At 43.7% G+C, this 1,418-nt stretch carries 3 protein-coding genes; 1 reads left to right on the top strand and 2 read right to left on the bottom strand.

Going from position 1 to position 1,418, the window contains the following annotated elements; genetic code table 11:
* A partial coding sequence (locus AWV70_RS24770; RefSeq protein WP_235588718.1) for a hypothetical protein occupies nt 1–219 on the top strand: 219 nt, incomplete at its 5' end.
* A gap of 31 nt (nt 220–250) precedes the next feature.
* Here the strand turns inward: AWV70_RS24770 and AWV70_RS16575 are convergent.
* Both AWV70_RS16575 and AWV70_RS16570 read right to left on the bottom strand, forming a co-directional pair.
* Nucleotides 251–646 (bottom strand): hypothetical protein, encoded by a 396-nt coding sequence (locus AWV70_RS16575; RefSeq protein WP_060209484.1) that lies wholly within the window; start codon nt 644–646, stop codon nt 251–253.
* 3 nt (nt 647–649) lie between these two features.
* The gene (locus AWV70_RS16570; RefSeq protein WP_060209482.1) at nt 650–1,192 is read right to left on the bottom strand and encodes a nuclease-related domain-containing protein; all 543 of its coding nucleotides are present in this window, start codon (nt 1,190–1,192) and stop codon (nt 650–652) included.
* Nucleotides 1,193–1,418: the final 226 nt, after the last annotated feature.

The following is a 1,418-nucleotide window of genomic DNA, read 5'->3' as shown; positions in this document are numbered from 1 at the left end:
GGAGTGACTGACTTTGAGCGCAGGAGCGGCGGCTTTGAGCGCGGAGCGACTGACTTTGAGCGCAAGAGCGGCGGCTTTGAGCGCAAGAGCGGCGGCTTTGAGCGTGGAGTGACTGACTTGGAGCGCGAGACTGACTCCTTTGAGCGCGGAGCGACTGACTTGGAGCGCGCGGGGGACGGCTTTGAGCGCGAAGCGAAGGTTAAGGCATGGCGCGATTAAAAAAACGCCTTTTGGCAAAGCGTTTATACAATCACCTTATATAAACTGCTGTCCTGCGAGTTCCTTTCAGGATGAGACCCGCTTTCTTCAAAATTCTTTTGGCAGCATGATGATTTTGGATACCCGCAAACGAACGAAAATGGCGATTGGTTATACTTCTGTCCATTAAATAGAACCAATCGTCAAGAAGGGGCAGGTGACAATCCACAGCACTGTGAAAACAGGTTGAACAATGCCACTTCTTCAAGTGCCACTTCATTCCCTTGCGGCTGCACTTCGGACACATAACTCCTGGAATAATATCTTCTTTCGCTATATTCAACGTCTTCGTCAGCGGAAAAGGATTATAATCCTTGTGTGAATCCACCATGTCGCGGGCAATTTCACTGATTTTATTTCTGCTTAATTTCTCCTGTGCAATCACCATGTTTTACATCCGTATGGGGATTTCATGTGTGAATAAAATTTCAGTATTCGTTTCCTCTTCGATGAATAATTCGTTCGTGTAAGCAAGTCCAATCATACCTTTAATCTTTATATCAATTCCTCTCTCTTTTAACCATCTGTCCATAAATATCATTTTCCGGTCTAGCTCTGTGATTGGACTCTGAATGATTTTTCGTTCACCTTTGATTTCTTGAATAAATTGTGTTGGATTGGCTTTGACGGTGATTTTCCCGCCAAGATTTTTAATTTCAAATACGATTATCTTATCTGGCAGGATCAGCACAGAATCCATTTGAAAGAAAATCCCGTTGTAGAGAAGGCAGATATCATGGAGTAGGCCAAATGGATAGGTCGGACGGAATTCGTTTATATGCTTATCAAAATTCAATTCACCTCCGAATCCTGCTTTTCTTTTTCTGAGATCCTCCTCGATCATCGTATATTTAGGGTGGTTGTTAGGCAGCCGGTTGATTAATGACTGCAATCCTAGTAAGGATAAGGGTTCGCTCCTTTTCTTGATTAACATTTCATCACCTCACCAGCATTGTACCAGACAGTAAATATTCTTAAATTGGCGAAAATTTAAATTTGCCTCAAAATCAGGGATTTCCTTTGATTTTTGGTGCTGAAAGTGGGTTTAAAATATTTTTTTAGGTTCCGTCGGGCGTGGGATGGCTCTCTTTGAGCGCTAGATGGCTTGTTTGAGTGGAGAGCGGCTTTCTTTGAGCGCGAGGCGCAACACTTTGAGCGCA

This window comes from Sporosarcina koreensis (assembly GCF_001531445.1).
Classification (GTDB): domain Bacteria; phylum Bacillota; class Bacilli; order Bacillales_A; family Planococcaceae; genus Sporosarcina; species Sporosarcina koreensis_C.
This window is presented reverse-complemented; position numbering and strand designations above follow the sequence as displayed.